This window comes from Flavonifractor porci (assembly GCF_037572415.1).
Taxonomy (GTDB): Bacteria; Bacillota; Clostridia; order Oscillospirales; family Oscillospiraceae; genus Flavonifractor; species Flavonifractor porci.
On the sequence record NZ_JBBHLB010000024.1, the window covers coordinates 1 to 24346 of the forward strand.

General features: G+C 51.8%; 30 protein-coding genes. 19 read left to right on the forward strand and 11 right to left on the reverse strand.

Annotated elements, in window-relative coordinates; translation table 11 throughout:
* On the forward strand, positions 1 to 192 hold a 192-nt coding region (locus tag WHJ28_RS15350; protein ID WP_340042937.1), incomplete at its 5' end, for a V-type ATP synthase subunit D.
* 103 nt (positions 193 to 295) lie between these two features.
* On the opposite strand, the gene WHJ28_RS15355 is transcribed toward WHJ28_RS15350, so the two are convergent.
* Together WHJ28_RS15355 and WHJ28_RS15360 are read right to left on the reverse strand one after the other, a co-directional pair.
* A complete protein-coding gene (locus WHJ28_RS15355) occupies positions 296 to 1972 on the reverse strand; it encodes a DAK2 domain-containing protein (RefSeq protein WP_340042938.1) in 1677 nt (558 codons plus the stop codon).
* Between the two features lie 35 nt (positions 1973 to 2007).
* Complete coding sequence (locus WHJ28_RS15360) at positions 2008 to 2358, reverse strand: Asp23/Gls24 family envelope stress response protein (RefSeq protein WP_087189201.1); 351 nt, start codon at positions 2356 to 2358, stop codon at positions 2008 to 2010.
* A gap of 220 nt (positions 2359 to 2578) precedes the next feature.
* On the opposite strand from WHJ28_RS15360, the gene WHJ28_RS15365 reads away from it, so the two are divergent.
* Positions 2579 to 2764 (forward strand): hypothetical protein, encoded by a 186-nt coding sequence (locus WHJ28_RS15365; protein WP_340042939.1) that lies wholly within the window; start codon positions 2579 to 2581, stop codon positions 2762 to 2764.
* Between the two features lie 245 nt (positions 2765 to 3009).
* On the opposite strand, the gene WHJ28_RS15370 is transcribed toward WHJ28_RS15365, so the two are convergent.
* A complete protein-coding gene (locus WHJ28_RS15370) occupies positions 3010 to 4122 on the reverse strand; it encodes a metallophosphoesterase (protein ID WP_340042940.1) in 1113 nt (370 codons plus the stop codon).
* A gap of 15 nt (positions 4123 to 4137) precedes the next feature.
* Complete coding sequence (locus tag WHJ28_RS15375; protein ID WP_340042941.1) at positions 4138 to 5895, reverse strand: ABC transporter ATP-binding protein; 1758 nt, start codon at positions 5893 to 5895, stop codon at positions 4138 to 4140.
* Between the two features lie 155 nt (positions 5896 to 6050).
* Here WHJ28_RS15375 and WHJ28_RS15380 point away from each other — a divergent pair, with 155 nt between their 5' ends.
* Positions 6051 to 6203 carry a helix-turn-helix domain-containing protein gene (locus tag WHJ28_RS15380; RefSeq protein ID WP_340042942.1) on the forward strand — a complete coding sequence of 51 codons (153 nt, stop codon included), beginning with the start codon at positions 6051 to 6053 and terminating at the stop codon, positions 6201 to 6203.
* A 241-nt stretch (positions 6204 to 6444) separates the two neighbouring features.
* Positions 6445 to 6870 (forward strand): hypothetical protein, encoded by a 426-nt coding sequence (locus WHJ28_RS15385; protein ID WP_032548332.1) that lies wholly within the window; start codon positions 6445 to 6447, stop codon positions 6868 to 6870.
* On the opposite strand, the gene WHJ28_RS15390 is transcribed toward WHJ28_RS15385, so the two are convergent.
* From WHJ28_RS15390 to WHJ28_RS15415, 6 genes are all read right to left on the reverse strand, one after another.
* A complete protein-coding gene (locus tag WHJ28_RS15390; protein WP_001255868.1) occupies positions 6819 to 7685 on the reverse strand; it encodes an aminoglycoside 6-adenylyltransferase AadE in 867 nt (288 codons plus the stop codon). The two genes, WHJ28_RS15385 and WHJ28_RS15390, sit on opposite strands and share 52 nt — an antisense overlap.
* A gap of 191 nt (positions 7686 to 7876) precedes the next feature.
* On the reverse strand, positions 7877 to 8170 hold the full coding sequence (locus WHJ28_RS15395; RefSeq protein ID WP_340042943.1) for a GNAT family N-acetyltransferase: 294 nt from the start codon (positions 8168 to 8170) through the stop codon (positions 7877 to 7879).
* A gap of 137 nt (positions 8171 to 8307) precedes the next feature.
* On the reverse strand, positions 8308 to 9747 hold the full coding sequence (aph(2'')-Ia, locus tag WHJ28_RS15400) for an aminoglycoside O-phosphotransferase APH(2'')-Ia (RefSeq protein WP_340042944.1): 1440 nt from the start codon (positions 9745 to 9747) through the stop codon (positions 8308 to 8310).
* Positions 9748 to 10146, reverse strand: a complete 399-nt coding sequence (locus tag WHJ28_RS15405; protein WP_425461158.1) for a GNAT family N-acetyltransferase — start codon at positions 10144 to 10146, stop codon at positions 9748 to 9750.
* On the reverse strand, positions 10121 to 10309 hold the full coding sequence (locus WHJ28_RS15410) for a hypothetical protein (RefSeq protein ID WP_120137650.1): 189 nt from the start codon (positions 10307 to 10309) through the stop codon (positions 10121 to 10123). The genes WHJ28_RS15405 and WHJ28_RS15410 overlap by 26 nt, the downstream gene beginning before the upstream one ends.
* Positions 10310 to 10345: 36 nt before the next feature.
* Positions 10346 to 11146 (reverse strand): helix-turn-helix domain-containing protein, encoded by an 801-nt coding sequence (locus WHJ28_RS15415; RefSeq protein ID WP_117502385.1) that lies wholly within the window; start codon positions 11144 to 11146, stop codon positions 10346 to 10348.
* 339 nt (positions 11147 to 11485) lie between these two features.
* On the opposite strand from WHJ28_RS15415, the gene WHJ28_RS15420 reads away from it, so the two are divergent.
* From WHJ28_RS15420 to WHJ28_RS15445, 6 genes are all read left to right on the forward strand, one after another.
* The gene (locus tag WHJ28_RS15420) at positions 11486 to 11899 is read left to right on the forward strand and encodes a cysteine-rich VLP domain-containing protein (RefSeq protein WP_054352687.1); all 414 of its coding nucleotides are present in this window, start codon (positions 11486 to 11488) and stop codon (positions 11897 to 11899) included.
* A 111-nt stretch (positions 11900 to 12010) separates the two neighbouring features.
* On the forward strand, positions 12011 to 12406 hold the full coding sequence (locus WHJ28_RS15425; protein WP_117551616.1) for a replication initiator protein A: 396 nt from the start codon (positions 12011 to 12013) through the stop codon (positions 12404 to 12406).
* A gap of 183 nt (positions 12407 to 12589) precedes the next feature.
* Positions 12590 to 13534 carry a MobV family relaxase gene (mobV, locus tag WHJ28_RS15430; protein ID WP_117551617.1) on the forward strand — a complete coding sequence of 315 codons (945 nt, stop codon included), beginning with the start codon at positions 12590 to 12592 and terminating at the stop codon, positions 13532 to 13534.
* Positions 13535 to 13606: 72 nt separating this feature from the next.
* The gene (locus WHJ28_RS15435) at positions 13607 to 13801 is read left to right on the forward strand and encodes a hypothetical protein (protein ID WP_015536347.1); all 195 of its coding nucleotides are present in this window, start codon (positions 13607 to 13609) and stop codon (positions 13799 to 13801) included.
* A gap of 100 nt (positions 13802 to 13901) precedes the next feature.
* Positions 13902 to 15524 carry a recombinase family protein gene (locus WHJ28_RS15440; protein ID WP_425461161.1) on the forward strand — a complete coding sequence of 541 codons (1623 nt, stop codon included), beginning with the start codon at positions 13902 to 13904 and terminating at the stop codon, positions 15522 to 15524.
* Between the two features lie 91 nt (positions 15525 to 15615).
* Positions 15616 to 16176, forward strand: a complete 561-nt coding sequence (locus tag WHJ28_RS15445) for a hypothetical protein (protein ID WP_340042945.1) — start codon at positions 15616 to 15618, stop codon at positions 16174 to 16176.
* A 74-nt stretch (positions 16177 to 16250) separates the two neighbouring features.
* On the opposite strand, the gene WHJ28_RS15450 is transcribed toward WHJ28_RS15445, so the two are convergent.
* Complete coding sequence (locus WHJ28_RS15450) at positions 16251 to 16691, reverse strand: GNAT family N-acetyltransferase (RefSeq protein WP_340042946.1); 441 nt, start codon at positions 16689 to 16691, stop codon at positions 16251 to 16253.
* Positions 16692 to 17142: 451 nt separating this feature from the next.
* Here WHJ28_RS15450 and WHJ28_RS15455 point away from each other — a divergent pair, with 451 nt between their 5' ends.
* The 9 genes from WHJ28_RS15455 (at position 17143) to WHJ28_RS15495 (ending at position 24314) form a co-directional block, all read left to right on the forward strand.
* A complete protein-coding gene (locus WHJ28_RS15455) occupies positions 17143 to 18075 on the forward strand; it encodes an AEC family transporter (RefSeq protein ID WP_340042947.1) in 933 nt (310 codons plus the stop codon).
* A 129-nt stretch (positions 18076 to 18204) separates the two neighbouring features.
* Positions 18205 to 19035: a polysaccharide deacetylase family protein gene (locus tag WHJ28_RS15460; protein ID WP_340042948.1), complete on the forward strand. Its 831-nt coding sequence runs from the start codon at positions 18205 to 18207 to the stop codon at positions 19033 to 19035.
* Entirely contained in the window at positions 19022 to 20650 is a 1629-nt protein-coding gene (gene rlmD, locus WHJ28_RS15465) for a 23S rRNA (uracil(1939)-C(5))-methyltransferase RlmD (protein WP_340042949.1), read from the forward strand. The genes WHJ28_RS15460 and rlmD overlap by 14 nt, the downstream gene beginning before the upstream one ends.
* Before the next feature lie 144 nt (positions 20651 to 20794).
* Entirely contained in the window at positions 20795 to 21313 is a 519-nt protein-coding gene (locus WHJ28_RS15470) for an RNA polymerase sigma factor (protein WP_340042951.1), read from the forward strand.
* Positions 21310 to 21987 carry a DUF4367 domain-containing protein gene (locus tag WHJ28_RS15475; protein ID WP_340042952.1) on the forward strand — a complete coding sequence of 226 codons (678 nt, stop codon included), beginning with the start codon at positions 21310 to 21312 and terminating at the stop codon, positions 21985 to 21987. The genes WHJ28_RS15470 and WHJ28_RS15475 overlap by 4 nt, the downstream gene beginning before the upstream one ends.
* 34 nt (positions 21988 to 22021) lie before the next feature.
* Entirely contained in the window at positions 22022 to 22174 is a 153-nt protein-coding gene (locus WHJ28_RS15480; RefSeq protein WP_340042953.1) for a hypothetical protein, read from the forward strand.
* A gap of 317 nt (positions 22175 to 22491) precedes the next feature.
* The gene (locus WHJ28_RS15485; protein ID WP_340042954.1) at positions 22492 to 23010 is read left to right on the forward strand and encodes a hypothetical protein; all 519 of its coding nucleotides are present in this window, start codon (positions 22492 to 22494) and stop codon (positions 23008 to 23010) included.
* Positions 23011 to 23069: 59 nt separating this feature from the next.
* Positions 23070 to 23261, forward strand: coding sequence for a hypothetical protein (locus WHJ28_RS15490; RefSeq protein WP_340042955.1), 192 nt, complete (start codon positions 23070 to 23072; stop codon positions 23259 to 23261).
* A gap of 606 nt (positions 23262 to 23867) precedes the next feature.
* Positions 23868 to 24314, forward strand: coding sequence for a hypothetical protein (locus tag WHJ28_RS15495; RefSeq protein WP_340042956.1), 447 nt, complete (start codon positions 23868 to 23870; stop codon positions 24312 to 24314).
* The last annotated feature ends 32 nt before the right edge of the window (positions 24315 to 24346 follow it).

Sequence of the window (24346 nt, forward strand, 5' to 3'; positions counted from 1 at the left end):
GAGTATGTGAAGATCCCCCAGATGGAAGAGGCCATCAAGTATATCTCCATGAAGCTGGACGAGAACGAGCGCTCCAACACCATCCGTCTGATGAAGGTGAAGGATATGCTCCTCAAGGAAGCCATCGAGGAACGCCAGGAGGCCGACGCCCGCGCTGTGGAAGCCTTTGGCGGAAAACAGGAAGAGGTATAACGATGATAAAAAAGACGGTCCCTATCGGGACCGTCTTTTTTCTGTGGCATAAGCATAAAAAAACCGTGGCGGCCCATCGGGCCGCCACGGTCTGTATACCGGCTTATTCAGCGGAAATCATATAGTAGTAGACGGGCTGACCGCCGGAGAGCAGGGTGATCTCGGCGTTGGGGCAGCACTCGGTAAAGAGCTCCAGAGCCTTCTGAGCGTCCTCCTCGGACACATCCTCGCCGTAGAAGATGTTGATGAACTCGGCTCCCTGCTGGGCGTCGGCCTCGGCCAGACGGCGCAGCAGAGTGTCCAGATTCTGGTCGGTGCCGAAGAGCTGGTGCTCGGTGAGAGCCAGGTAGTCCCCCTGCTTGATGGCGAAGCCGTCAAAGTCGGAGTCCCGGGCGGCATAGGTGATCTCGGAGGTGTGGACGTTGCCGATGGCCTCGGTCATGGCGGCCACGTTGTCCTCCTGGGAGGCCTCCAGATCCATGACCATCAGAGCGGAGATGCCCTGGGGCACGGTCTTGGTGGGGAGAACCACCACCTGCTTGCCCTCCGCCAGGGGGATGCACTGCTGGGCGGCCATGATGATGTTGCCATTGTTGGGCAGCACAAAGACGATCTCCGCCGGGGTGGCGTCAATCACCTTCATAATGTCGTCGGTGGAGGGGTTCATGGTCTGACCGCCGCTGATCACGCCGTCAGCGCCCAGATCCTTGAACACAGCGGCCAGGCCGTCGCCGGCGGCCACGGCTACCACGCCGTACTTCTTCTCGGGGGCGGCGATCTTCCGGCCGCCCTCGTGGTGGTCGTGGTCGTCCTCGTCCAGATCGTCGGTGCTCTGGATGTGGCGGCCGGCGGCCAGATCCTCCGCCTGGGTGCGCATATTCTCAATCTTGGCCAGCTCCAGGGTGCCGTACTTCTGGGCCTCGGTGAGGGCGGCGCCGGGGATATCGGTGTGGACGTGGACCTTGAAGCAGTCGTCGTCCTCGCCGATGACCAGGCTGTCGCCGATGCTGTTCAGGTAGGCCTCGAAGGAGGTCAGCTCCTTGTTGGTGGTCTTGCGGACGATAAACACCGTATCGAAGGTGAAGGTGATCTCCTCGGCGGCGATGGCGGCATAGTCGGTCTTGGTCTCGGTCTTGCTCGCCTCGCCTCCCTCAGGCAGGGGCAGGCCCCGCAGGGAGTCCAGCATACCCTGGAGGATCACCAGGAAGCCCTTGCCGCCGGCGTCCACCACACCCGCCTTCTTGAGGACGGGGTTCATCTCAATGGTGTGCTCCAGGGCCACCTGGCCCTCGGCAATGGCGGCCTCCAGCACGGCCTCGGGGTCGTTGGGGGTCTTGCGGGCGGCGTCGGCAGCCCGGGCGGCGGCCAGACGGGACACGGTGAGGATGGTGCCCTCGGCGGGCTTCATAACAGCCTTGTAGGCGGCGGCCACGCCGAAGTCCAGGGCAATGGCCAAATCCCGGCCGTCGATGGTCTCCTTGTCCTTCACGGCCTTGGAGAAGCCCCGGAACAGCAGGGACAGAATCACGCCCGAGTTGCCGCGGGCGCCCCGCAGCAGGGCGGAGGCGTTGGTAGCGGCGGCCTCGCCCACGGTACGGGGCTGTTTTTTCTTCAGCTCGGCGGCGGCGGTGGAGATGGTCAGGCCCATGTTGGTACCGGTGTCGCCGTCAGGCACGGGGAATACGTTCAGCTCGTTGATCTGCTGTTTTTGAAGATTGATGGAGGCTGCCGCGTGGACGATAGCCTGGGCAAAGGACGCTCCGTCAATGCGCTCTCTCATGTCTGTGTTCCTTCCTTTCAATGGGCGGACCGGCCTCAGCCGATGACCATGGAATCGATGCACACGTCCACGTTGCGCACCTCGGCGCCGGTGGTACGCTGCACGATATAGCGGACCTCACTCATAATGGAGCGGCTGACCGCCATCAGATTCACACCGTTGTCCACAATGATGTGCAGCTCGATGGAGACGGTGGAATCCTCATTGTAAGTGACTTTAACGCCCTTACCCATAGACTCCCGGCGCAGCAGGTGGACCAGGCCGTCCGCCTTGGAGCGAACCGCCATGCCCTTCACGCCGTAGCAGTTGGTGGCGGCGGCGCCGGTGATGTTGGTAAACACTTCGCTGCTGATGGTGATCTCGCCCTGTTCGGTTTGCAGCTTCATGATCTGATCCCTTCCTTTCCTGGGGTGTCTGCATGGCATCCCCGTCAAAGCGGGGGAAAAGGTTCTATTGTTTGTCTTTTTATTGTATTCTATTTCACCACAAAATACAAGGGAAAAAAGTTTCTCCAAAGTGGGAATGTACACTTGTAATTTCCCACAAAAACGTGTACACTAATCCCACCGGTACATTGCGTTCAACACAAAGGAGGCTGTTTGGATCATGAAAAAGTTTTTCTGCGGTATCGTGAAGGTTTTGTCCGTGCTGGCTGTGCTGGGCGCGGTGATCTACGCGGTCGTGGCCTATTGGGACAAGATCATGGAACTGGTCTGTAAGGTGAAGGGCTTGGTTTCCGGCAAGTGCGACGACTGCATGGAGGACGTGGAGTTCGCCGACTGGGAAGAGTAAGATTCACCTCCCCAAAGCGGCGGAGCTGCTTTGGGGAACAGGTATTCAGCCTGCCGCGCGCAGAATCTGCCCACGGTAAGTGGTCAGATTCCACACTTGCAGACTGAGAAGTGTTTTTTCCGGCGCACGTGTCGCCGGAAAAAACGGACTTCAGTTTAATTCCGTCGTCTGCGGACGACGGAACTCTGCGAGGCTCTTTTGGGCAAAATCGTGTAAAAAGGCCGCTGCTATGCAGCGGCCTTTTTTTACGTTTGAGGCGGGCGGCACAGCCGTCCGAAGTACCAGCCGGTGACACCGTTCTTCTTCACCAGAGCCCGGTCGGCCAGCCGGCGGACGATGGACAGGATATCCCCCGGCTCCACCGCCGGGCGGTAGTCGGTGGATTCACGGCACAAAGTGTCCTCCCCGGAGCGGTAGAGATAATCGGTGAGCACATCCACCTCCCGGCCGCTCTCCAGATGGCGGCAGCGGCACAGGGCCCCGCCCCGGCGGAGCACCTCCACCTGACTGTGGCCCCAGCGCACATTCACCGACTGGGGCGTCTCCTCCTGTTTGTCCAGCGCCATGGCGGTGGGCAGCTCATCGTAGGCAAACCAGGTGAAGTCCTCCCCGGGCTGCTGGGGGAGCACCAGGGCATTGAGCTGGGCGTCCCGGTGGAGGGCGCACCCGCCATCGATGGATACGATGTGCTGCTCCAGGCACACCAGGGGATTGACGGTGGGGACGTGAGGGTGGTAGAGAGTCACCGGGGTGTGGCCCACGATGCACCACCGGCGGAACCTGATGCCCCGATCCAGGAAGCTGTCGTTTTTCATGCAGTCCCAGGCGGTCATGTCCTCCAGGTGATCCTCATCCCACACCCCGCCGTGGACAAACAGATAGTCGGGGGTGAGCAGGATCTCGGGCATGGCGTCCAGAAAGGCCAGCTCCGGCTGGAAGCGGTCCAGGATCACCTGCCGCAGGGCGGGCAGATCCTCCGGGGAGCGGGTCTCAAAGCCCGCCTCCTGACCCATCTGGAGCAGGGTGCAGCGGCCCCGCCACACGTTGAGGTAGTGGTGGAAAAACTCCGGTCGTACCTGGGGAGACTCTACAAACTCGGTGACCAGATCGTCGCAGTTGCCTTTGACGCAGTACACCGTCCGGCGGGCGGACAGGTCCATGACATAGCGCAGCACCGAAAGGCTGTCCGGGCCTTTTTCCACCAGGTCCCCCAGCAGCACCAGAATGTCGTCGGGACCATAGCCCGCCTTGTCCAGTACGCCCTGCAACAGAGGCAGGCTGCCGTGGATGTCGCTGATCACCAGCACCCGCCGTCCGGCGGGCAGCTCCAGCCGCTGTATCCGTGCTTTGCGCGCCATATTGGCCACCTCGCTTTATACGGAGACTGATTTTTGTGCCTGATACAACTTGGCGTATTCACCGCCCGAGGCCATCAGCTCCTCATGGGTGCCCTCCTCGGCGATGCCGCAGCCGTCAATGACCACGATGCGTCCGGCGGAGCGGATGGTGGACAGCCGGTGGGCGATGATGAGGGTGGTGCGGCCCTGGGCCAGGGCGTCAAAGGCGGACTGGATGCGGGCCTCGGTGACGGTGTCCAGAGCGGAGGTGGCCTCATCCAGAATGAGGATGGGCGGGTTTTTCAGGAAGATGCGGGCGATGGACACCCGCTGCTTCTGGCCGCCGGAGAGCATGACGCCCCGCTCACCCACCTGGGTCTGGAAGCCGTCGGGCATCTCCAGAATGTCGTCGTAGATCTCGGCCTTTTTGGCGGCCTCAATGATCTCCGCCTCGGTGGCATCGGGCCGGCCGTAGCGGATGTTGTCGTAGATGGTACCGGCGAAGAGGAACACATCCTGCTGGACAATGCCGATGTGCTCCCGCAGGTCGTGCTGCTTCAGCTCCCGCACGTCCTGACCGTCCACCAGCACCCGGCCGCCGGTGACGTCGTAGAACCGGGGAATCAGCTGGCACAGGGTGGACTTGCCGCCGCCGGAGGGACCCACTACCGCCACCGTCTCGCCGGGGCGGACGTGGAGGGTGATGTGCTCCAGCACCGGCTCGGGGGAGGACTCGTACCGGAAGGTCACGTCGTCCACCAGGATGTCCCCCTTCACGTCGGTGAGGGTGCGGGCGTCGGGGGCGTCCTGGATGTCAGGCTCCACCCGCATCAGCTCGGTAAAACGCTTAAAGCCCGCCATGCCCTGCATGAACTGCTCCACAAAGGCAGACAGCTTGCGGATGGGGGTGATAAAGGTGGTGACGTACAGGGCAAAGGTGGTGAGATCAATGAAGTCCATCTCCCCCTTCATGATGAGGAAGCCGCCGAAGGCGATGACCACCACGGACAGGATGCCCATAAAGAACTCCATGCCAGACTGGTAGAAGGCCATGGTCCTGTAGTAGCCCCGCTTGGCGCCCCGGAACTGGTCGTTGGCGGCGTTGAACTTGGCGCTCTCGGCGTCCTCGTTGGCGAAGGCCTTGGCGGTGCGCATCCCGGAGATGGAGGACTCCACCTCTCCGTTGATGCCCGCCAGCTTGGCCTTGACCTCGATGGAGGCGCGCATCATCTTTTTCCGGGTGAGGGCGGTAAAGAGGATGAAGATGGGGATGACGGCAAATACCATCAGGGCCAGCTGCCACTGGATGGTGAGCATGATGCAAAAGGCGCCCAGAATGGTCACCGAAGAGATAAACAGGTCCTCCGGGCCGTGGTGGGCCAGCTCGGTGATCTCAAAGAGGTCGCCGGTGACCCGGCTCATCAGCTGGCCGGTGCGGTTCTTGTCATAGAAGGAGAAGGACAGATCCTGCATATGGGAGAACAGGTCCCGGCGGATGTCGGCCTCCATCCGCACACCCAGCAGGTGGCCCCAGTAGGTGACAATAAAGTAGAATACGCCCTTGAGCACATAGGCCAGGGCCAGGGCCGCCATGACTGTGAAGAAGGTGGCGAAGAGCTGGTTGGGCAGCAGGGTCTGCATGGACCAGCGGGACACCATGGGAAAGAGCAGGTCCACGATGCAGATCAGCAGGGCGCACACCATATCCAGCAGAAACAGCTTCCAGTGGGGCTTGTAGTAAGAGGCAAAAATCCGCAGATAGCCTCGGTTTTTAAAGTCTTTTTGGTTGGTCATGATGCTCTCCTCTCAAAAATCCGTTACCTTACAGTATAGCCCGCCCCGGCGGGCTTTGTCAACCGATGGAGGGGGCGAAACCACGCTCTGTGGGGCATTCTACCGCTGTTCGGTTGCCAAAGTGCCCCCTGTGGGGTATGCTGAGGGGCGAGGTGATGGACGTGTATGATATGGACAAGGCGGCCTTCGGGGCCTTTGTGGCCGGGCTGCGGAAGGAGAAGGGCTGGACCCAGCGGGAGCTGGCGGAGCAGCTCCACATTACCGACAAGGCGGTGAGCAAGTGGGAGACGGGGGTATCACTTAGATAAAGATACCACATCAATCCCACGCTGGCTTTTGCTCAACCGATACAGCCGGAGGGCTGGATAACAAGAAAAGGCGGTATGCGCCCCGTGGAGGGGGGTAGCGTACCGCCTTTTCTTGTGGGGGTTTCCAAAGGGGGCAACGCCCCCATTTGGCACACGACTTTGCGAAGCAAAGTGTAGTGTGTTATACGCTCTGTCGGCGTTGTCGTGAAAATGCCGTTGCCGCCGGGGAGGGCAAGGGCATTTGAAGCGGCAAGATTTGAAGCGGCAAGAAAACAGGGCTGTGCTTGCGTGGCGTGGAGCCGCAAGCGCAGGTCTGGTTTCATCAGCAGACAGGGCGTATATGAAAGCCCCCGTCCCTCGTCCTACGCTCCGACTTGTGGACAAAGTGTCCCGAAGTTGTGGCCACACTCCCGGAAAAGTAGCAGGACAGCGGGCAACCGTCAAGGCTGAAATGAACGGGGTTACACCCGGCCTTGACCGCCGCCCGCCGCCCCGCTGGATGGGTGGACAAGGCGGCCAATCCCTCAAAGTGCTTGGCCGCGCTCTTTCTGATTTTGAGGTATTCAGTTTTTCAAAATTGAATAATCAAAATAAATTTTTTCGATTGAAAAAATTTTATTTGTTATCATCTTCAATGCCATATTTTTTCTTTTGCCGAATCACATAATTACTGATTTTTTCATCATATAGTGGATACTGGTAATCCAACTGGCATGCCACTTCTGACGAAACCTCCCGGAACAATGCCATACATTGTTCAAAGGATTCCCACATATGGGGATAGGAATCCATATTATAAGTGGACATAAGTCGTTCCCACAATTCCTCTGGGACATATTGCTTCATAAATTTATAGTTTTTTCCCAAACTGAAATGAAATCCCTGTTTGATACCAATCAGCCAGGAAATCATGCGAAGCAATTCTTTTCGTACTATATCATTCATATGGTCAATAGCAAAAAGAATTTCTTTGCGGCATAAGCCCTTTACTACATATGTTGTAGTATTCCAAAATTCATTACAGCAATCGTCAAACATTCTTTGAGTAGGCTTCTGCAAGTGGTAGTCTATATCCGTTGGTATTGGCGGCTTTACGATACGGTTGTCTTTATCCAACAGTAACTTTACCAGTTTATCCCATGTAAAATACTCGTCTATCAGTTCCAGCGGCAGCAAAGTTAAATCTATCTTAACATCATCAGTAAACAGCATTAAATATGAAAATCCCTTTTCTACAGCTGGAAATAATTCCATATCTTCCGGCTTTTGCAGAATCAACCTTTCACCAAATATATCTAGCCATTTATCATCACTTGTGAAGCTGTCCATATCCGTAACAAAAAAAGTAATATCAAAATCCTGAAAATCATCAGGCGGAATATTTGTATTTGTTCTAGATCCTTCCAAAGTAACCATGCGAATGCGTTTGTCTGTTTTTGCAAAATTCAAAACAATATCATAAACTTCCTTTTCTGATCTCATTTTTATCTCCTCCAATTATTGAAATAGGTGTGAAGCCATTTTAGGGCTTTCCCGCCTTGATTACCCTTTAGCAAAGACGGGCGGGACTGTCAACGGCGGCGCATTTATGCGCCGTTCATCTTGACCGTTGACTGGCTCGGCTGGCTTTGCTATCTCTCCGATAAACCTGAATTCATTTAATGTACTTATTTTTAGTGCATATAAAAGGTTATATCAAATTTTCCCGACTGCTTTGTGTTTTCATATATTTTAGTATCAAGTCCGCCAATTTCAAAACCGCAAGCCAAATAAAACAAGCACGCATTCAAATTGTTGTCCTGACCAACAGTATACAAACCTGCATACCCATTTGCTATGGCATATTGATAAGATGCCTTAATTAGCTGTTTACCAATACCTTTACCACGCATTTTGCATTTGACTTTCAAGTCGTATAAAAAAGACAGGGATTGAATACAGGAGTCAATATTGCTAATCCAATACAATCCGCTCCCTCATATGCTCCGATAAAAACATAGTCTTTCATCTCATGATAATTGTAGTTTTCATCTTTATTATTTTTCATTTTTTTAAACTATTTAATACTAATGTCTTTTATAATAGCTTTTCATATATTATATAATCAATCTTTATAAGTCCTTTTATAAATTTCTTTTCTACCATTTTCGATAAATTCCTGTTTAATATTTTTAATTCCATAAACAATAGTTTCAATAGGATAATATTCTTCAACTATATCTTGATATTCTTTTGCTTTCTCAATATCTATATTTCCATACATTCTTAATATATCTTCTCCAAAATTTGTTCCTATTTCTTCTTCACTATCTTCAAGTAAGTATATAAAATCACAATATTCATCTATAATTCCAGAATCTCCAAAATCAATTATTCCAGTTAATCTATTATTGCCATCTAACAATAGATGATTACAACTAAAATCATTATGGCATAAACACTTTTTACCCTCAAAAACTGTTGTTGCATTTAGTCTTTCCATAAAACTTTCTATATAATCTTTTTCTATATCAGTTAAATCATTATAAATAGTTTCACGCAACAATATATACTCTTCTAATACATTTTGTTTATTATCAATAGTACATTCACTAATATCTGTATAATCTAAACCGTGCATTTGTCTTAAAAAACTGGCAATATCTCGTTTTAACAAATTTTGTTCTTCTTCTGACATAGTAGAATAAATTTCTGGTGTTAAAAAAGTTCCTTTAATTTCTTTATAACCTAGTATAGATAATTCATCACTAATATACGAATATTCAATATTAGGAATTTTTACATTAGTTTCTAAATTTGTATTTAAAAAATTATATATTGTTTTTTCTTTTGCATAACCTTTTTTCTTATTAGTACTAAATTTTGTTTTAAAAATGTATTCATTATTAACTAAATATGCCACACTATCATAACCACTACCGATTATTTCAATACTATCTACTTTGAAATTATCAAAGTAATGCTCAATTAAATATTTCATTGCCTTAACATTTGTGGCATTATCATCATATCTATATTCCATTAAATAACAATCTTCTTTTTTGCCCTCGTGTAATTCATGTTCTGGCAAATCTTCAATAATTCTAAAACCAGATTTTTGGTATGCCCTTATTGCTCTTGGATTATTTTTATGAGGGTCTAAAATAACTGCATTAGCATTTCTTTCTTTTTTCAAAAATTCAAAAATCAATTTAATATATCTTGTACCAATTCCTTTACTCCAATAATTTGGCTCTCCTATAAATTGATCCATACCATAGACTATCTCATCAGTTTTTGGATAATGATAATCAGTATATAACTCATCATACATTTTATATATTTGTCCATATCCAATAGGAACATTGTTATATTCAATAATTACTCTAAAAACTTCATCTTCCCAAGGCTCTGTATAATGTTTTTTTAATGATTCTAATGTATATTTTTTATCTCTACCACCATAAAATTCTAATACTCTTTCATCAGTTAACCATTTTAACATCAAAGGAAAATCATCATCTATTAAAGTTCTTATACATATTTCATTTTCAACTATATTCATTTATTTATCACCTTTTTCATAATCATATACATATACTATTTCATCTTTATAATCATTTTTACCACCTAATTTTTCATATACATGGCAAGCTCTAGGATTACCTTTATCAGTTATTAAAAACATTTCAGAACAACCAATCTCTTTAGAATATTCCTTAATAAAAGATAATAATTTTGAACCATAACCTTTGTCTTGATAGTTAGGTAACATTCCTATTGAGTGTAAATAAAACATTGTTTTTCCATCAGGTCTTAAAAGTGTATAGCAATATGCAAATCCTATAATTTTATTATTTTCTTTAGCTATAAACCCAAATGAACTGGTATCATTAAGAAATCCTTTTAAATTATCAATATCAAAAACCATATTATCATCAATTAAAACTTCTTCCATCTTCATCTGGGAATGTCATTTCTTCAATCTGTTCAGAAGGCAATAGTTTTTCTGTATGTTCCCATCTGTCTCCGTTGTAGGTAATAACCATTCGTCCCCTAATGGGAAAAGGTTCGTTGGGAATATTTATATCTGCGGCGTGTTTTTCATCAATAAATCTAATTTCCACTCCTTACACCTCACTAAATCAAATTTTTCCGTTCTCTTACTTTCTCCCTCGCTGCGGCTTTGGATTTTTCAGTAAATCCGATTTCTGTGCAATCTTTTTCAACCACTTCTTTTCTTCCTCTGACAGTTTCCCATAGTTCAGCTTGAGCCGCTTACAGATAAATGCCATAGCCGCCTGCTCCGGGTCGCTGTCCTCTCTGGTGGTTTCCTCTGCGGTCTGCAAAAAATCTTCCAGTGGATTGTCCTCCGGGACACTGAAAAAATCGTCCTTGTGGGCTTCCCGCAGGTCGAAGGCTATCTTGTTTATGTCCTGCTGTATCACATAGCGGCAAAAGCTGTCGTCGTCAATGTGGGCGGCGATAAGCTGTCGCAGCTGCGGGTCAGTCAAGCCGGGATTGTGTTGTTTCATAATCGTTGCACTCACGGCGTCCACAATGGCGTTTGCACTCTGTACCTGTTTTCCCGCCACGCCGTTCACATAGATTTCAAGGTCGGCCATGAGCCGGGGAAAATCCGGGTGGGTCGCCAGTTCACACAAAAGGGAATTGTCCACCAGCCCGCTTTTCAATAGTTCAATCATATCATCACTCAAATGCAGGTCTGCAAGATCGGCGTTTGGGTGATTTCTTGTTTGAGAACGGCCCAGCAGATAATCAACAGTCACTTCGTAAAACTTTGCCAACTCAATAAGGGCGTAATGGCTGATGTCCTTGAAGTTGTCCCCCTCATAACTCCCTAAAGCGGACTTGGAGAGGTGGGTTTTCTCCGCAAGCTGTTCCAGCGTCAGACCGCGTTCCACACGCAGGTCTTTCAATCGTTCTTGTATGGATAGTTCCATGCGCTCCCCCTTGTCTGCAAATATCATTTTTATTATACCACAATTCCGAAAGCGTGGAAATAGCCTGTTTTTTAGGCCAATTTCCTACCTTTCGGATATACGGGACGGGCGGTCATTTAGGTGTAGACTTAGGGTAGTTCATCGATGGACAGCACCTTGAAAACAGAATGACCGTCCGAAAAGGAATACCCCGGCTGGGGAAGCACCGCAAGGAGCCGGACTTCGGGACATTTTGTCCCGAAGTTGCGGGGAGCGTGCCAACGCTGGAATACGCCGCAGGAATGGGGCAGGAAACCTTTTCGGGGAGAACGGCAACGGAAAGCAAAATGGAGGGAACGCATGAGAAATAACCTCTATAAAGACTTGCCGCCACTGGAGCGCAGGCCGGACGGTTCCCTTTACCGCATGACACCGGCGCAGAGGAAACAGGCGGCCAGCCTGATACGCCGGGAGTGCTGTTGTTGTGAGGACGGCAACTGCATTGTCCTTGACGATGGGGACACCTGCACCTGCCCGCAGACGGTTTCTTTCTCGGTCTGCTGTAAGTGGTTCCGCTGGGCGGTCTTGCCGCTGGACGGAACGCTGGAAGCGGAGATTTTCCGGGATAAGGACTTGAAATGCTGTGCGGTCTGCGGCGGCGTGTTCGTCCCCAAATCCAACCGGGCAAAATACTGCCCCGGCTGTGCCGTCAGAGTTCACAGGCGGCAGAAAACAGAAAGTGAACGGAAAAGGAGGTCTGCTGTGGACAGTTAGGAGCGAAAAAAGCCTTGATTTATCAGGCTCCGCAAGCCCCAAACCGGGGCAGGTGGTATAAAGTATCGTCCGCCCTGAAAAATGGGCTTCTAACCGTCCACAAAACGCACTATGACAAACACCATCTATATCCATCAGCCGGAAAAGGCGTTCAGCTTCACCCGGCTCCCGAATTTCCTCTTTGAAGCCCCCACATTCAAGCCCCTGTCTAACGAGGCAAAGGTTCTGTACGCCTTTATCCTGCGCCGGACAGAGTTATCCCGCAAGAATGGGTGGGCGGATGACTGCGGACGGATTTTCCTGTATTTCCCTATCTGTGAAGTGGTCACACTGCTCCATTGTGGGCGGCAGAAAGCGGTGAACACCCTGCGGGAACTGCAATACGCCGGACTGGTGGAAATCCAGAAGCAGGGCTGTGGAAAACCCAACCGCATTTTCCCAAAATCCTATGAAGCGGTTCCAAACACCGACTTCAAGAAATCCGGTTCTGGTACGCCGGAGGACTGAAAACCGTACCCTTGAAGTACGGAAATCAATCTTGAGAAGTACGAAAACCAGACGGTATATAGAAATACAAAGATTAAAATGATTGATTTATATCCATTCCATTCCTATCGTATCAGAGATAATTCCGGCGGGATTTTCCCTATGGAAAACCCCGGATAGGAAAGGAATGGGGAAAGGAGCAGAATGGCACAACACGCAATTTTGCGGTTTGAGAAGCACAAGGGCAACCCGGCAAGGCCGCTGGAAGCCCATCACGAAAGACAGAAAGAACAATACGCCAGCAACCCCGACATTGACACAAGCCGGAGTAAATACAACTTCCATATCGTCAAGCCGGAGGGACGATATTACCACTTCATTCAGAGCCGTATCGAGCAGGCCGGATGCCGGACGAGGAAAGACAGCACACGGTTTGTCGATACACTGGTAACTGCCAGCCCGGAATTTTTCAAGGGGAAATCCCCAAAGGAGATACAGGCGTTCTTCCAGAGGGCGGCGGCTTTCCTCATTGGCCGGGTAGGACGGGAAAATATCGTGTCGGCGGTGGTACACATGGACGAGAAAACGCCCCACCTGCATTTGACCTTTGTTCCGCTGACAAAGGACAACCGCCTGTGTGCAAAGGAGATTATCGGCAACCGGGCAAACCTGACGAAGTGGCAGGACGATTTTCACGCCTATATGGTGGAGAAATATCTCGACTTGGAGCGTGGGGAGAGTGCCAGCAAGACAGGCCGGAAGCATATCCCCACCCGGCTTTTCAAACAGGCGGTTTCCCTCTCCAAACAGGCCAGAGCCATTGAAGCCGCCCTTGACGGCATTAACCCGCTGAACGCCGGAAAGAAAAAAGAGGAAGCTCTCTCCATGCTGAAAAAGTGGTTTCCGCAGATGGAGAACTTCTCCGGGCAACTGAAAAAGTACAAGGTCACAATCAATGACCTGTTGGCGGAGAATGAGAAGTTGGAAGCAAGGGCAAAGGCCAGTGAAAAAGGCAAGATGAAAGATACGATGGAACGGGCAAAGCTGAAAAGCGAACTGGACAATTTACAGCGGCTGGTTGACCGTATCCCGCCGGATATACTGGCGGAACTGAAACGGCAGCAGCGGCACACAGTAAAGGAAAGGTGATAGATATAAGCAGAAATTTTCGCCGCCCCTGTGCGGCATTGTACCTTGAAAACTGAATATGGAGGACACTGGATGGCAAAAAGCGAAAGCGATATTTTTACGCCCCGGACAGGGCAGGTCATACAAACAGAGAACGGCACGCAGTATTTTGTATGTGGGAACAACCGTATAAAAATCTCCGAACACTTCGCCGCAGGCGGGAAGCCCCTCGGTGATCTGATTGTAGATGTGGTGCGGCATACCGCAGAAAAAGCCGCTTCAACCTGATAGCCCATCATTGATAACACGCCCACGCTTATGATATAATTGCCATAGAGCAAAAGTATTGTAAGCGTGGGTTGTTTCTTTAGAAGGAGGATTTTTAACGGTGAAACAACCTTACAATACTACGATTTACAACACGGCGCTTTATATGAGATTGAGCCGGGACGATGAAAACTATGGTGACAGCGTAAGCATTGAAACACAGCGGACAATCCTGCAACAGTACGCAAAGGAACAGGGGCTTCATGTAGTCGGTGAGTATGTGGACGATGGCTGGTCGGGGACGAACTTTGAACGGCCGGATTTTCAGCGCATGATGGACGATATGGAAGCCGGAAAAGTAAACTGCATTGTTACGAAAGATCTTTCCCGTTTCGGGCGGGAACATGTGATGATGGACTACTATCTGGAATTTCTGTTCCCGGAAAAACGGGTGCGCTACATCGCCGTTGCGGAGAATGAGGACACAGAGAAAGGGCTTTCCGATTTTGTACCGTTCAAAAACCTGTTCAATGAATGGTTTGCGAAAGATACGAGCCGCAAGGTAAAGGCCGCTTTCAAAGCGAAGTTTGCCACAGGACAGCGTATCGGTGCCTATGCTCCCATCGGGTACAGGAAACACCCGGAAATCAAAAACAAGCTGATAATCGACGAGGAAACCCGCTGGATAGTGGAGAAGATTTTTGACCTTGCCATTCATGGCAGAGGGGCGGCCAGTATCACAAGAATACTGATTGCGGAAAAGGTTCCCACACCGGGATTTATCAACTTCCAGCGTGACGGGACTTTCGCAAACATCTATGCGGGTGCGCCAGAGGAAAAAAGCTACGCATGGACGATAGCGCAGGTCAAGAGTATTATGAAAGACGAAACCTATATCGGTCATACCATCCACTACCGGGAAACAAACATTTCCTTTAAGAACAAGCGGAGGGTACGCAAGCCCCAAAGTGAATGGGTGCGGGTGGAAAACACGCAGGAGCCGATTATCAGCGAACATGTTTTCCGGCAGGTACAGGAGCAGATAGCAAGCCGCCGGCGGGAACGCAAAAACGGTACGACACAGATTTTTGCGGGACTGATAAAGTGTGCGGATTGCGGCTGGTCGCTGTCCTATGGGGAGAACAGGCAGAACAGCAAGCCTTACGGCCATTATCATTGTAGCAAGTACGGACAGGGCACACGCCAATGCTCCATGCATTATATCCGCTATGATGTGCTTTACGCCTATGTCCTCTCCCGTCTGCAATACTGGTCGGGGCTGGTACAGCATGATGAAGAACGGCTTTTGAAGCGGCTGTTAAATGCCAATGACAAGGGACAGGCCGCCGCAAGAAAGAAGCAAGCCGCAGAGTTGAACAAAGCGGAGAAGCGGAAAGCCGAAGTCGATACCCTGTTTGCCCGGATGTATGAGGACTGGGCGGCGGGGCGTATCACAGAATACAACTTCTCTATGCTGTCCGGGAAGTACCAGAGCGAACAGGCTGAACTGGACACAAAGATTGAACAGCTTCAATCCGCTATCGCCACTGAAAGCCAGAACGCCGCAGACGCAGAAAAATGGATTGCCTTGATGAAAGAGTGCGTCAATCCAACAGAACTGACCGCCGAACTTTTGAATACGCTGATTGAAAAAATCGTTGTCCATGAAGCGGTCAAAGGTGAGGACGGAAGCCGGGAACAGGAGGTAGAAATCTTCTACCGCTTTATCGGCAAAATTGATTAAATGACACCAATATTTTTAACTATGTGATACCGGAGCCAGCATCCCGGACACCGCCCTGCTCATCCCCCTGGCCCAGCTGCTGGGGGTGACGGTGACCGAGCTGCTGCTCTGCAAGCGGCAGGAGAAACCAATGGAGCCGGAGGCGGTGGAGGACGTGGTAAAAACCGCCATCCGCTGCGCCGGAGGCAGGCCCAAGCGGGCCTGGCAGGAGAAAGGGCGCTGGCCCCTGTGGTATGTGCTCTCCCTGCTGGCGGGAGGCCTGGGTCTGTGGGCCAACTGGGTGTGGACCGATGTGCCCGAGGCGCTGTGGTCCCCGGTGGTGCTGGGGGCGGTCTTTGGAGTCTGGTTTTGCTTCTTTGCCCGGCTCAGCCTGCCGGAGTTCTATGACCGGTACCCCCTGGGCATGGTGCGGGACGGGCCGCTGCGCATGAATGTGCCGGGCCTGACCTTCAATAACCGCAACTGGCCCCACATCATTGCGGTGGGCCGGGCGTGGTCCTGCGCCGTCATGGCGGGTCTGCCCCTGTTGTCCCTGGCGCTGGGGCTAATCTGCCCCGGTGTGTGGGCCGCGGCTCAGCTGGGCATTATCCTGGCCCTTACTCTGGGCGGACTGTTCCTCCCCCTCTATGTGGTGGGGAAAAAATATGAATGATTCCGGCAGCCGGACAGCAATCAACGGCGGCGCATTTTATGCGCCGCCGTTGATTGGCTTTGCCGGCGCTCCGATCAATGGAGCGTCAGCTCTATTTCCGCTTCGTCCGCTGCTCCGGTCTCTGCAAAGCCTTTGCTTTGATACAAATTCAGTGCCCGGACATTCTCTCTGTGGCAGGTTAAGGTGACCCGATGGGAAGGGCCGAAGGGTTTGGATTTGATGTAATCCAGCACCCGATCCAATGCAGCGCTGCCATAGCCCCGTCTCTGATAGGATTCATCGATCATCATATGCCAGATGTCATATTCAGGGACCTCATAATCGTAAATCACCATAACATAGCCAACCATCGTATCACCGTTATAAATTCCAAAAGGTTGGCATTGCTCCCGATAGACATAGGCCTGTGCAAGGCTGCGGATGGGATGGGAGACAAACCGTTCCTGCTCCGGCGCGAGCTTCAAATGAAACGCGTCGATAAAGTTTTCTTGGGTAATTTTTCTCAGATAAATCATAACTTCCTCCATAAATGGTCCCAACCGGATTGGCGGTTGGTCTTGTATAAATATCTATGGAAGAGCAGGCGATTGCATCAAAACGCAAAAAAGCCGCGGCTGATCTGCCACGGCAAAAGATATCGATCAAAACGATCAGGCTGCAACCGAGGCCTTCAAAAGATATTCAGAGTTTTTGTTCCTTCTGTTATTTCTCATTATGAAGCACCTCGCTTTCTATTGGATTTGATGGTATCATAACACCGGTTACCCATCATGTCAATCATCGTTCCTTTCTTTCCCATGCGCCATTTTTCCGCTGATTTCCAGAACAGGGGAGGGCACAGCCCGGTCGCGTCTCCTTTACGCGGTCTTTCCCCTCTTTTGGTCCCTCAATAGGCTGCCGGCTTGCTTCCTCCCTGGTTTGGTGATAGAATGGGCTGGATTTTGTGTGGAAGATGAGGGGACAGCAATGGTAGACTATTTGCTGATGGTATCCTCCCAGGTGGGGACCATATTTTTGATGATGGCGGCGGGTTTTGCCCTGGCCAAGCGGGGGCTGATCACCCAGGACGCCCTGCCCCAGATGACCAATCTGCTGCTGACGGCGGTGCTCCCCTGTATGCTGGTGGATTCCATGCAGATCGGGCGCACTACCGCCCTGCTGGAGGCTATGGGCTATGCCGCTCTGTTGGCGGTGGGCCTGTATGTGCTCTACTGTCTGCTGTCCGTTCCTCTGTTCCGGCGGCAGGCCCCCGCCGCCGGCAAGACCCTGCGCTTCGGCACCCTCTACGGCAACGTGGGCTTTATGGGCCTGCCCCTGATCCAGCTGGTGCTGGGGGAGCAGGCCATGGTCTACGGCATCATCAACCTGATGGTATTCAATGCCTTTAACTGGAGCCAGGGCGTGGTGCTCATGGGAGGCCGCAGGCAGGTCTCCCTGAAGCAGGCGGTCCTCAACCCGGGCATTCTGGGTACCATTATGGCGCTGCTCCTGTTCCTGTGGGGGATCATCCTGCCTCCCATGGTGGGCAATGCGGTGCACTTTCTGGGCAGCATGAACACCCCTCTGGCCATGGTTATCATCGGGGCACAGATGGCGCATACCGACTGGCGTGGGATGTTCCGCAGCCCGGCTATTCTTGCGGCTTGCGGCCTGAAGCTGGTGGCCATGCCCCTGCTTACCGCGCTGATCCTCTACCCCTTCCATCCGGAGCCCGGCCTGTACTGCACCCTGGTGCTGCTGGCCGGGGTGCCCACCGCCAGTATTACCGCCATGTTTGCTCAGCGGTATGGTCAGGATGTGCCTGCCAGCGCCCAGCTGGTCACCGTCAGCACCCTTTTGTCCATCCTCACCCTGCCCTGCTGCGGGGTGCTGGCCGCCCTCCTCAGCGGCGCGGCCTGAGGATTGAAATGGTCACAAATGCTTACAAAATGCGTTTTTCCATTTACGGCACAGGGGTGCGGGTGTTAAAATGTTTCAATCATCTTATGCCCCGGGCGGCGCGCCGCCCACAAGACTATGGAGGTTACCATGAAAAAACAGACCATTCTGACCGGGGCTGCCGCCCTGGCTCTGGCCCTTTTTTTGACCGCCTGCGGCGGACAGGCTCCGGAGGTCACCCCCTCCCCCACGGTTGAGCCCACCCCCACGGCTACCCCCAGTCCCACCCCCACCCCCACGCCTGAACCTACTCCCACCCCTGAGCCTGAGCCGCCCCAGTGGGGGGAGCAGGTCTTTACCCAGACCTATACCGCCGGGGACGGCGCCCAGGTCATGACGGTGCGCTATACCCTGCCCATGGTGCAGAACACCGACACCTGCCCCGCCGGCGATGTGATCAACGACTGGTACAAGGCCGACGGCGCCGGGCGTATGGAAAGCGCCGAGGCCAATTACGAGCAGGTGGTGGCCGACTACGATGTGTCCAAGTCTGCCGGCTTCCCCTTCTCTCCGGTCACTGAAGAGATGAGCTATGAGGTGGTGCTCTCCACCGATCAGGTCATCAGCATCCGCCGCACCTGGCACATCAACAGCGGGGCGGCCTACCCCACCGTGTTTGAGCTGGGGGAGAACTTCGATCCCCAGACCGGCATCAAGCTGACCTTTACCGATTTCTTTACCGATGCCCAGGCCGTGCAGGACCGGGTGGTGAAGGCCTTCCTGGCCAGCCCGGAGCTGTCCGCCGGGAACTTTACCCAGGCGGCTGTGGCGGCGGCCTACCAGCCGGAACAGTTCTGCCTGACCTCCGACGGCTATGTGTTCTGGATCCAGGGCAACACCCTTACCGGCGTTCATTCCCCGGTGGAGGTCACCATTCCTTATGATACGCTGAAGGACGTGAGTATGTATGCAGCCCAATAAGCCTCTGGAAGGCCATACTTATCCCCTGCGCATTGAGGGCTACAGCAGCGACGGCGCCGGCGTGGCCCGGCTGGACGGCATGGTGGTGTTCGTCCAGGGGGGCGTCCGGGGGGAGCTGTGTCAGGTGCGGCTCACCCATGTGGGCCGTTCCGCCCTGTGGGGGGTGGTGCGGGAGGTCACCGAACCCTCCCCCGCCCGGATCACCCCCGACTGTCCCTATTACGACCGCTGCGGCGGCTGCGCCTTCCGTCATATCACCTACGCCGAGGAGCTGGAGGCCAAGCGCACCCGGGTGGAGGACTGCCTCCGCCGCCTGGGGGGCGCGGATATCCATGTGACGGAAATTTTGGGCGCCGCCCGGCCTGACCGCTACCGCAACAAGGCCCAGTTCCCCGTCTCCCCCGGCCCCCGCATTGGTTTCTACCAGTCCCGCACCCACAAGGTGGTGGATGTACGCGACTGCCGGCTCCAGAGCCAGGCGGCCTCCCGCCTGCGTGGAGCGGTAAAGGACTGGATGATGCAGTATTCCATCCCGGCTTATCATGAGAAGGCCCGCTCCGGCCTGGTGCGCCATGTGTATGTCCGCACCAACCGCCGGGGGGAGAGCCTGTGCTGCCTGCTGGTCAACGGCGTGGGGGTCCCCCGGGAGACCGAGCTGGTGCACGCCCTCCGGGCGGCCGAGCCGGGGCTGGTGGGCATCGTGCTGGGGGTCAACAAGAGCCATACCAACGTGATCTTGGGGGACGCCTACCGCACGCTTTGGGGACAGGACTTCCTGTCCGACACCCTGTGCGGCTCCGACTTCCGCCTGTCCGTCCCCTCCTTCTATCAGGTCAATCCCGACCAGACCGAGGTGCTCTACGGCAAGGCGGTGGAGCTGGCTCAGCTTACCGGTACCGAGACGGTGCTGGACCTGTACTGCGGCATCGGCACCATTTCCCTGGTGATGGCGCGGCAGGCCGGCATGGTGTGGGGGGCTGAGGTGGTGCCCCAGGCGGTGGACGACGCCATTGGGAACGCCCGCCGCAGCGGCATTGAAAACGCCCGGTTCCTGTGCGCCGACGCCGGCGAGGCCGCCCGGCAGCTGGCCCGGGAGGGGGTGCGCCCCGACGTGATCTGCGTGGACCCGCCCCGGAAGGGGCTGGCGGAGGATGTGGTGGCCACCATTGCCCAGATGGCTCCCCAGCGGGTGGTCTATGTGTCCTGCGACCCCGCCACCCTGGGCCGGGACGTGAAGCGGTTCGCGGCCCAGGGTTACCGACTGGACACCGCCACCGCCGTGGATCTCTTCCCACGCACCGTCCATGTGGAGACGGTAGTACTTTTGTCCAAACTCAATACTAAGCAGCATATAGAGGTGGAGTTGAATCTGGACGAGCTGGATTTAACGGCGGCGGAGAGCAAGGCCACCTATGAGGAAATTAAAGAGTATGTGCTGGAACATACAGGGCTGAAAGTCAGCCACCTTTATATCGCCCAGGTCAAACAGAAGTATGGCATTATCGAGCGGGAAAACTATAATAAACCGAAGTCTGAGAATTCCAGACAACCGAAATGCCCGCCGGAAAAGGAAGCGGCGATCACGGATGCTTTGAAGTTCTTTGGAATGGTTTGAGCCTCACCATGATGATTAGGCATAAAATTGTCCGTAGAATTTTCTGCGGGCAATTTTATTATGTTTGCACGGATACTGTTCGTACTTGCCTGGGGTAACCCCAGTATACTACAATCAAAACAAGAAAACCGGGGGTGAAGTAGCATGATGATTTATCTTCAAATGATAGATACTCCTGAAGATCGCTCAAAGTTTGAGCAAATCTACATGGAGTATCGAATCATGATGTTTCACATAGCAAATAGAATACTGACCAACGAACAGGATGCCGAAGATGCTGTGCATGAGGCGTTTTTGAAAATTGCTGAAAATATTGAAAAAATCGGTCAACCCAAGTGTCCAAAAACGCAGGGTTACATCGTTACAATAGTAGAGAATAAATCAATAGACTTTTATAGGAAACGCAACCGCCACCAAATCGTCGAGCTGGACGATGAGATGCAAGGCGTTCCGGCTGTTTATGAAGGAGAAAACACCTTGGCAGCCTGTATCCTGAAACTGCCTGCACGATATAGAGAGGTAATTTTACTCCGATACCATCAGGGTTACAGCGTAAAAGAAGTGGCGGCTATGCTTGGAATATCCCATGCTGCTGCATCCAAACTTGACCAGCGTGCCAAAAACAGATTGAAGGAACTGTACGAAAAGGAGGGCAAGCTATGATTACAGATGAAATGCTGAGAGCTGCTGCGTCAGAGGCAGATCAGGCAATTCTTGATTCCTTGCCCCTTCCGCAGGAGTGCGACCATCAGTTCTCCCCACAATTTGAACGCAAAATGAAGCGTGTTATCCGGCGAGGACGGCATCCTGGAGCCTACAAATTTCTTCGGACAGCAGCTTGTTTCCTGGTAGCGGTTGTTCTGACCGGTACAACATGGCTCACGGTAGATGCCGAGGCCAGAGGTGCCTTCTTTGCCTGGGTACGCCAGCAGTATGAAACTTTTGTGGAGTACCGCTTTGAGGGACCGGCACCGGACGAAGAAATGACCACCGATTTTGCTCCCACATGGTTGCCTGATGGATTTGAAGAAACCAATGTGCAGTCTGCGGGAGGCACTTCTATGCGGACTTATAGCAACAGTGATGGTCAGGTGATCCATTTCATGTACTCCGCCGGTGCAGACGCCACAAGCCTCTTTTTAGTCTCAGACCAGATGACCGCAGAGGAAGTGGCTGTGGGAACACAGAAAGCCGATTTTTACCAGGACGCTGACCCCAAAAATGCGAATGCTCTGGTATGGCATTCCGAATCCGGAGATATTCTGTTCTGCATTTCGGCGGCACTGCCCGAGAGTGAGATGGTGAAAATTGCAGAGAGCATTGAAAAAAGCACATAAAACAGGTAAATCGGAATTTAGGAAGGAAACCATAATGATGAACAAGCTTACAAGAGGAATTCTTAAATTTCTGGCACAAATCATTATCGTAACCATCCTACTGGTAGGGGTTCAAATAATAATGGATGGTATGTGGCTGCTCGGTTTGCCTGAAATGGATGAAGTTCAATCAGTGAGCGTTGCTTAACCCCAGGTTACCGAGAAAGTAAAAGAAGAAACCGACCCGGAAAAAATAGAGCTGGCACTTAAACTTACTGGCTTTCTCAAATATGACCCGTTCAAAAAAGCTGACAGCAGCCAGGAGCCGCTGATCTCCATTACATATCATTTGCAGGATGGCTCTAACCGGACCATCTCAGCAAATCGGAGTACAGTGTGGTGGAAAGATAAAGCCTACTGTCTCCGTGATCCGGATATGTTTATCAATTTGGCAGAGGGCATTTTCTTCTTGCCTGAGGTTCAGGCCGGATAATAGCCAATTACAAAACGAAAAGAGGGATTTCAATGAAAAGAAAATTTGTGGCTCTTATGGTTGCAATCGTTCTGTCCTTGACCAGTCTTACAGCTTGTGGTGCTAAAACGCCGCAGGACATCGTTTCTGAAGCATTGGACCTGGAAGTCTCAGGCGGCAGTGAGGTTTCCGCTTCCGACACCCACGGTGGATTTCATGGGGACGGAACCTCCTGCATTGTCCTTACGTTTCAGGACGATACCGTCTTGGAACAGATAAAGGCGAATGCGGATTGGCATTGCCTTCCTGTGGACGAGACTACTCAAATCCTCGTGTACGGCATTTCCGGTGAGGAGAATCACACGGCCTATCAAATTGGTCCCTATCTGGGCGACAGCAACGGCAACCCGCTGGTGCCGGAAGTCCAGAACGGGTACTATTTTCTGCTGGACCGGCAGGCCGAAGATGACGCAGCCGGAAAGGATATTCTGGAGCGGAACTCCTTCAACTTCACCTTTGGGCTTTACGATACCGACACCAATACCCTGTACTGCTGTGAGCTGGACACCTGATGTCTTTTTAATGTGAGGAATAAGCTACGAAGAAAATGATATTTGGGATGCTGATATTTTTGACAGGGGCACTTTCAGTTGCCATGATTTTAGCCGGATCAATGGCAAACGACTGGACGCTCAACGGGCAGCATTCCGCTCTTTGGAATATATCCCGATATGGCCTGCTTTCTGCACTGTATTTCTTTTTCGGTATGGCAATCCTTGGCCTGATTGTTGCTGTGTGGGGATTGATTGACCATAAGAGTTGATAAATGGACACCCATTCGGCTCAGCTATTAACAAATAGGAATTTAGGGAGGGATTATAATGTTAAGCGTGATTATTCAATATCTGTTATCGCCAGTTGTGTTTTTGCTGACATTCATTCTTCCTGTTGTATTTTACTTTGTCAATCGAAGATATGTTTGGTGTAGCATCCTTTTGGCTGTACTTATTGAACTAAGCATAAATTGGGGCAATTTCAATTACTATGAATCACGTGGTCTTATGATTCTCGTTACATTAGTGCAAGTTGCTGTAATGGCCATTATCACACTAATACTAAGAGCAGTTACTCCAAAAAGACAAAAGTAAATTCCTGTTTGTCGTGAGATTGAGGCGGAGAATAAAGCCATTATGTGAAGATACAAATATCCTGTAAAGCTCCCCTTGTGTGCGTGGCCTTTTGCAAGTATGACGGATCTTCGACAGCGTTTCATACATCGGGCAATCCGTACACCAAAACTCAAAAAGAGATTTACGGCGAGATTGAGCGATTTTCCAGTGATAACAATTTACAAATTACTTTGTATTCTGATATGTCGGAGGCTACATATCAGGAATACTTTGAAACCGAAGCGTAAAGGAGAATTGCCATGAGCCAATATGTATTTATAGCGGCAGACTGTCCCTTACCGGAAGTCAGACCGCCTCAAAGCTATCCACATCATTTTAATGTTGATATGGGGACAATCTATGACAGTGGTGCGGATAATGATTTTTATCTGCTACCATTTGATGATGTCGATATATACTGCAAGAGAAAATATGGTGTTTATCTTGAGCTGGACAGATATACCGAAGGCAGGGCAAAGAGGATCATCAGCTATATTAAATCTGCTCTCCGGCAAACTGACAGTGTGGAAGTATGGAATGTCTGGCTTCTGGGATATTGGGAATTTGATGATAGACCCTATGTCCATAAAAGAACGATTTCCATTGACGAGTTGACCGTGAATGAACTCAAAGAACTCATCGAAGCGGAGAACTGGAATAACAAAGATAAAAACCGTCCATCTTTTTATTGCCTGGAGTTGGTTTGATAATTGGGAGCTTTATTTTGAAGTTGCAGTTT